The sequence below is a fragment of the Arthrobacter sp. TB 26 genome (assembly GCF_000427315.1).
Classification (GTDB): Bacteria; Actinomycetota; Actinomycetes; order Actinomycetales; family Micrococcaceae; genus Arthrobacter.
In genome coordinates, this window is sequence record NZ_AUPJ01000296.1 from 1 (window position 1) to 6,799 (window position 6,799).

The 6,799-nt window shown below is 70.6% G+C and carries 8 protein-coding genes; 1 reads left to right on the plus strand and 7 read right to left on the minus strand.

Annotated elements, in window-relative coordinates:
- Positions 1-900 (plus strand): hypothetical protein (locus K789_RS0110750; RefSeq protein ID WP_024366766.1); only part of this gene is annotated, 900 nt, incomplete at its 5' end.
- Positions 901-1,060: 160 nt separating this feature from the next.
- Here K789_RS0110750 and K789_RS0110755 read toward each other — a convergent pair.
- The 7 genes from K789_RS0110755 to K789_RS0110785 all read right to left on the minus strand — a co-directional run.
- Positions 1,061-1,543 carry a hypothetical protein gene (locus tag K789_RS0110755; RefSeq protein ID WP_024366767.1) on the minus strand — a complete coding sequence of 161 codons (483 nt, stop codon included), beginning with the start codon at positions 1,541-1,543 and terminating at the stop codon, positions 1,061-1,063.
- 5 nt (positions 1,544-1,548) lie between these two features.
- A complete protein-coding gene (gene dapB, locus K789_RS0110760) occupies positions 1,549-2,307 on the minus strand; it encodes a 4-hydroxy-tetrahydrodipicolinate reductase (RefSeq protein WP_024366768.1) in 759 nt (252 codons plus the stop codon).
- Positions 2,308-2,431: 124 nt separating this feature from the next.
- Positions 2,432-2,953 (minus strand): molybdenum cofactor biosynthesis protein MoaE, encoded by a 522-nt coding sequence (locus tag K789_RS0110765; protein ID WP_024366769.1) that lies wholly within the window; start codon positions 2,951-2,953, stop codon positions 2,432-2,434.
- On the minus strand, positions 2,943-3,455 hold the full coding sequence (locus K789_RS0110770) for a MogA/MoaB family molybdenum cofactor biosynthesis protein (protein WP_024366770.1): 513 nt from the start codon (positions 3,453-3,455) through the stop codon (positions 2,943-2,945). Before K789_RS0110770 ends, K789_RS0110765 begins: the two co-directional genes overlap by 11 nt.
- Positions 3,452-3,955, minus strand: a complete 504-nt coding sequence (gene moaC, locus K789_RS0110775) for a cyclic pyranopterin monophosphate synthase MoaC (RefSeq protein ID WP_024366771.1) — start codon at positions 3,953-3,955, stop codon at positions 3,452-3,454. Before moaC ends, K789_RS0110770 begins: the two co-directional genes overlap by 4 nt.
- Positions 3,943-5,166, minus strand: coding sequence for a gephyrin-like molybdotransferase Glp (glp, locus tag K789_RS0110780; RefSeq protein ID WP_024366772.1), 1,224 nt, complete (start codon positions 5,164-5,166; stop codon positions 3,943-3,945). The genes moaC and glp overlap by 13 nt, the downstream gene beginning before the upstream one ends.
- Positions 5,167-5,258: 92 nt before the next feature.
- Positions 5,259-6,799, minus strand: a 1,541-nt coding sequence (locus tag K789_RS0110785; RefSeq protein ID WP_029704867.1) for a molybdopterin-dependent oxidoreductase, incomplete at its 5' end; no start/stop codon positions are given.

Consider the following 6,799-nt stretch of genomic DNA (forward strand, 5'->3'; position numbering starts at 1 on the left):
GGCGGGCTCGAGGTGAACATCGCCATCATCCTGGTCCACTACGCACTGCTGTTCCTGTGCGTGCTGCCCTTCCTCGGCCTGGACGTCAAACATCTGCTGGTTCTTGCTCTCGGCTGGGTGCTCATCACCCCGGCCCTCGCCTTCCTCCTGCGGCCGTGGCTCCTCACCGCATCGCCTCCCCTGCAGCTGGGCCACAATCCGAAGTGGGAGGATCTGTCCACCCCTGCCGTGCTGCTCGGCGACCTTTTCCTGACCGGCTACTACCCCGTCCTCCAGTGGATCGCCTATCTGCTGATTGGCCTCGCGATCGGCCGGCTGGCCCTCACGACGGCGGTGGTCCCGGTGCTGCTGCTGGCGGTGGGAACCGTGGTGGCGGTCCTGGCCAAGTGGCTCAGCGTGGTGTTGATGGAGGACTGGGGCGGCCGGGCGGCCCTGCAGGCGTCCCTGTTGAATCCCTCCTATCCGCTGGAAAGTCTCCTGCAGGTCAACTTGGCCGGGGTGGACCAGACAGGCTCCGCCTGGTGGCTCGCCTCCAGCGCCCCGCATTCGGGCACCACACTGGATCTGCTGCACACCTCGGGGGTGGCGGCCGCCGTCGCCGGGGCCTGCCTGCTGCTGGGCCGGCTGGTCGAGCGCACCGGGGTGGACGTGCTGCTTCCGTTCCGGGGTGCCGGTGCCATGACCCTGAGCCTGTACACGGCCCACCTGTGCGTGATGGCCTCGCTGTACGGCCAGCCGCTGCCGTCCGGATGGACGGTCGAGGGCGTGTATTGGGCGCAGGCCGTGGCGATCCTGGCCCTGGGCGGACTATTCGCGGCCCTGGCGTGGCGCGGTCCGCTGGAGTGGGTGGCGCATGCCGCCAACCAGCTCGGCCGCTACCAGCCGGCCCGCGTCCGCTGACCGCGGCCCACGCGGGGCCGGAACGGGCTGTGCGTGATCCGGTCCGGGCGTGATCCGGTCCGGGCGTGATCCGGTCGGGCCTGTATCAGGCCTGACGTGATCAGACCTGACGTGATCAGGCCTGACGTGATCAGGCCTGACGTGATCAGGCCGTGCGGGATCAGGCCTGGCGGGATCCGGTCCGGAACAGCCGGACGGCGTCGCGCATCGAGGCGCGCGCCCGCTTGCGGTCGCCCGCGGCGTCATAGGCGCAGCTGAGCCGGAACCAGGAACGCCAATCCTCCGGTGCGGCTTCCGTCTCGGCACGGTACTTCTCGAATTCCAGGTCCGCGGCCTCGCGGATGATCCGTCCCGCGGGGGTGCGCGGCAGGTTGTCTTCCGGCAGCCCGCCCTCGGCCTCAAGGATTTTCGCCAGCCGTTCGGTCCGGGCGCCGAAGAGCAGCTCGCGGACCAGTGCCCAGGCTCCGATGACCGGCAGGAGCAGATAGGCCACGCCAATCGCCTTGGCCACCGGGTTGGCGTCCGTCATCAGGAGCACCGAGCGCTGGAAGGACACCACGAGGTAGAAGACGAGCAGGAGCGTGACGGCACCGACCCAGATCTTGGTGCGGTTGGCTTTGAAGGCGGTCAGGACGTTGGCCACGGCGCTCAGAGCCCCAGGTCCAGGTAACCGTCCAGGCCCACGGTGAGGCCCGGGTTCGCGGCAACGTTGCGCACACCCAACAGCACGCCGGGCATAAACGAGGCGCGCTCGAAGGAGTCATGCCGGAAGGTCAGCTGCTCCCCCGGCCCGCCCAGCAGGACTTCCTGGTGCGCCACGAGGCCGCGGAGCCGGACGCTGTGGACGCGGACGCCGTCGACGTCGCAGCCGCGCGCGCCGGGGCGCTCGCTCGTGGTGGCATCGGGGCTGGCGGGCAGGTTGGCGGCTGCGCGCTCGGCGGAGATCAGCTGCGCGGTGCGCACTGCGGTTCCGGACGGGGCGTCCACCTTGTCCGGGTGGTGCAGTTCGATGATTTCGACCGATTCGAAATAGCGCGAGGCCTTGGCGGCGAACGCGGAGGCGAGAACCGAGCCGAGGGCGAAGTTCGGGGCGATCAGGACGCCGACGCCGGGCTGGCCGGCGAGGAGTTCCTCGAGCCTGCCCAGCCGCTCCGCATCCCAGCCGGTAGTCCCTACGACGGCGTGTATGCCATGTTCGACGGCGAAGGCGACGTTCGCTTCGGTGCTCCCGGGGACCGTCAGATCCACCACGATCCCGGCTCCGGCGTCGACGAGGATGTCCAGGGAATCATTCCGCCCCAGAGCGGCGACAAGTTTGAGGTCCGCGGCGGCCTCGACGGCCCGCACGGCTTCGGCGCCCATGCGCCCGTTCGCGCCCAGCACGGCGACTGCGAGTTGTTCGGTCATGCCTTCAACCCTACCGCCGGGGCGGCGGCCGGCCGGAACCGCGGCCCCGCGTTACAAGCCCCCCGGACACCCCCGGGCTGCGTACTCCGGGCTGCGTACTTCGGACTGCGTACGTTGGGCGGGACTATGCCCCCGCGCCGACCCACTCGACCGTGCCGTCGGTGAAGAACTGTTCCTTCCAGATCGGAACCTGGGCCTTGATCCTGTCCACGAGTTCCGAGCAGACTGCGAAGGCCTGGCCCCGGTGCGCGGCGGAGACGGCGCAGACCAGGGCGGGGTCGCCGATCTCCAGCATCCCGATCCGGTGAGCCACCCAGATCCGTACCGGCTGGGCTGTGGTGCTGTCGGTCTCAGCGCCGGGTTCGGATGCTGTCCCGGCTGCGTCTGTTCCGGCTCCGGCTGTCCCGGCGGCCTGTTCGGCGACGAGCTGCGCGACGACGTCGGCCATCACCTGGTGCGCCGTCGGGTGCGCGCTGTAGCTGAGCCGCTGGACTGGTTTGCCGCCGTCGTGGTTCCGGACCACGCCGCTGAAGCTGACCACCGCGCCCGCGGTGTCCGATTCGACCGCGGCGATGGCCTGGTCCACGGAGATGGGCTCGGCACTCAGCACCGCGGATACCACGTCAAAGGTTGAGTTAGTGGCCATGGCTGCCCTCCAGCTGGTCGCACAGGTGTCCAAGGATGGGGTCCAGCACGCTGAGTCCGTCCATCACGCCCTTCGGGGATCCGGGGAGATTGACGATGAAGGTCTGGCCGGCGGCACCGGCGTGGCCCCGGCTGAGCATCGCCATCGGGGTCTTGGCGGTCCCGGCGCCCCGGATGCCTTCCATGATGCCCGGGATCTCCCGGTCCAGCAGGGGCAGGGTTTGTTCCGGGGTGGCGTCGGTGGGGCTGAGGCCGGTGCCGCCGCTGGTGATGATGACGGCCGGCGCCTGGGTCAGGAGTGCCCGCAGGGCGGCGCCGACGGCGTCGCCGTCCGGGACCACCATGGCCGGATAGGCCTCGAATCCGTGTTCGGTGAGCCAGTCGATGATGACGGGGCCGGTCAGGTCTTCATAGATTCCGGCCGCGGCGCGGGTGGAGGCAATCACGACGCCGGCCTTCCGCCCGGTGGCTTCGCCGTGCCGGTGTGGTTCGGGCATGCTCATCGTGTCCAGTCCCCGCTCTTGCCGCCGCTTTTGGCCAGCACCTTGATGTCCGTCAGCACCGCGTGTTTGTCCACGGCCTTGATCATGTCGTACACGCTGAGGGCGGCCACCGAGGCCGCGGTCAGTGCTTCCATTTCGACACCGGTGACCCCGCGGGTCTTGACCGTGGCGAACACGGTGACCGAGTCGGTGTCGAGCTCAAAGTCGACGGTGACCTTGGCAATCGGCAGCGGGTGGCACAGCGGTATCAGGTCCGGGGTCTTTTTGGCGGCCATGATGCCGGCCACCCGGGCGACCGCGAGGGCATCGCCCTTGGGCAGGTCTCCCGCGCCGAGGAGGGCCAGGACCTCGGCCGTGCTGCGGACGGTGGCCGTGGCGGTGGCCTCGCGGGTGCTTTCCGCCTTGTTGGACACGTCGACCATCTGGGCTGTGCCGTCCTGCCGGAGGTGGGTCAGGCCTGCGTGTTCAGGTGCGGGGTTATCTTCGTTCACAGCATCCATACTTCCACCTCCGAGCCCTCGGCGAGCACGGCGATTCCTTCCGGCACCTGGATCAGGGCGTTGGAGTGCGCGAGCGCACTGACGAGGTGGGACCCGGCACCGCCTTCCAGCCGGACGGTGCCGTCGGGGAGGACCGTGCCGCGCCGCACCTGGTGCTTGCCTGCCGGCGACGTCAGCGCCCCGGCCAGCCGCGCCCTGGCCACAGGCCGCGGCGCGGGTGAGCCGAACAGGTCTCCGAGCGCGGGCCGGAGGAACATTTCGAAGGAGACGAGGCAACTCACCGGGTTCCCCGGGAAGCCGAGGACCGGGACGCCGTCGAAGGTGCCGATCCCCTGCGGACCGCCGGGCTGCATCGCGACGGCGAAGAAGTCGACGCCGTGGCCCTCCATCGCCTGCCGGACCACCTCGTACGCGCCCTTGCTGACCCCGCCGGTGGTGACGACCAGGTCCACGTCTGCCAGGTGCCGGCGCAGCAGGCCGGCGAGTTCCTCCGGCCGGTCGGTGGAAATCGCGCTCCGGGTGACATCGAGGCCGGCCTGGCGCATGGATGACTCCAGCAGGGTGGCGTTGGAGTCGTAGATCTTGCCGGCGCCCAGCGGGCTGCCTGGCTCCACGACTTCGTCCCCTGTGGTGACCAGCAGGACCCGTAGCGCGCGGTAGACGGGGACCTCGGTGAATCCCAGGGCGGCCAGCAGTCCCAGCTGTCCGGGGCCGAGGCAGGTTCCGGCGGCGAGGGCGGGCTCACCGGCGCGGATGTCGCTGCCCGCGTCGCGGACGTAGTTCCGTGCCGGGGCGGCGGGCAGACGGACCGTGGCCGGCACGCCCGGTGCCGGGAAGACGTCGGGGATGGCCTGTTCGATCGGCACGACGGCGTCCGAGCCGGGCGGCATCATGGCGCCGGTCATGATCGGGGCGGCCGTCCCGGGGGCCAGTTCAGGGGGCGCGGCACCGGCCGCGACGGGGGCGGCGACGCGAAGTTCGGTGCCGCCGTCGGGCACGTCGGCGCTGCGGATGGCGAAGCCGTCCATCTGCGAATTAGCGAACGGCGGCAGGTCCAGCGGAGCCACGATGTCCGCCGCGAGTCCGCGGCCCAGCGCCGAGAGGAGCGGGAGCTGTTCAATCCGGTCCGGGGTACGGAGCGGGGCCAGCAGCTGGCGGACCGATTCCCGGTGCGCTTCCACGGTGACGTGCCGTGCCTGGGTGCGGTGCATGCGTTGGTGACCCCTCGTCTTGAGCCATTGGCTGAGTTCGCCGGTCCGGCTCCCTGGCCCGGCTCCGTGGCCCGGCGTGGCGGCCCGGCCCGTTAGGACTTCACGTCAACTCTAACCGTGTGGAAGCCCGTGGCCCCGCTGGGCGCCACCGGCGCGCGGTCCTCCGCCTGCACGACGCCGTTGAGGTCCGCGGCCCGGACCTGGATCTCGTACTGGCCGGGGGTCAGCGGCACGTCGAGTTTCCACTGATACCAGGTGTCGTGGGAGATCCCGGGAGCCAGCTCCGCCTGCTGCCACGCGCCGCGGTTGACCCTGAGCTCCACGCGGCCGATTCCGGTGTGCTGGGCCCAGGCGACCCCGCCGAAGGCCACCGTCCCGGCGCGCACGGAACGGCCGTCCCGGGGCACATCGATGCGGGACGAGGTTTTGATTGGCCCGCGCTCGCTCCAGCCGCGGGGTGTCCAGTATCCGACGTCGTCCGCGAAGCGCGTGACCTTGAGTTCGGTGACCCACTTGGTGGCCGACACGTAGCCGTACAGGCCGGGGACGATCAGCCGGGCCGGGAAGCCGTGCTCGAGCGGTAACGGTTCGCCGTTCATGCCAACGGCCAGGAGCGCGTCCCGGTCGTCCGTCAGCACCTCCAGCGGGGTGCCGGCGGTCCAGCCGTCCGTGCTGCGGGACAGGACCATGTCCGCCCCGTCCTTCGGGCGTGCGAGTGCGAGCAGTTCCCGGACCGGCCAGCCGAGCCAGCGGGCGTTGCCGATCAGGTCCCCGCCCACCTCATTGGAGACGCAGGCGATGGTGACGTGCCGTTCGATCAGGGGTTTGGCCAGCAGCGCGGCGAAGTCCAGGGAGATCTCGCGCTCCACGAGGCCAGTGACTTTGAGGGTCCACTGGCCCGGGTCCACCACCCGGACGCGCAGCGCGGTGTCGATCCGGTAGAAGTCCTTATTAGGAGTCACCAGCGGGCCCACGCCGTCCAGCCGGACCTCGGCCCCAGGCGGGATCGGCGGAGCCGGGGACGCCGGCGCGGGGAGTGCCAGTTTGCTGCGCAGTTCACCCACGACGGCGGCGGCGCCCCTGATCGTCGCCGCCAGGACGCCGGCGACGACCGCGACGGCGGCCGTTCCGCCGAGCGCCTGGAAGAAGCGACGCCGGGAGGGAGGCTGCCTGGGAGCGGTCGATTCCCGGGCGCTGGTTTCCGGGACAGTTGATGCCGGGGCAGCAGCTTCCGGACCGGGATCCGCGGGAGGACGTGCCTTGCCGGTGTGCCACTCCCCCAGCCGCCGGACCAGCCACCGCAGCAGGATCATGGACAGGACGGCGGCGAGCAGCGGGACCGGGATCGCGTTCACGGTCAGTTCGGTCCGGCCAAGGACGGCCACGAGCCCCGCCACCCCGAAGACGGCGATGATGGTGACTCCGGCGAAGCGGCGCCGCAGCTCCACAATTCCGGACAGCGCGGCCAGTGCAGCGATGAGAAGCCCCATGCCGCCCAGCAGGGCAATCTTGTCCGCCGTGCCGAAGAGCGACACAGCCCAATCCTTGACGCCCGGCGGGACCACATCGATCACGGCGCCGCCGACAGCAGTCACCGGGGACAGCGAGGGGCTCACAAACCCTGCCATGAGCT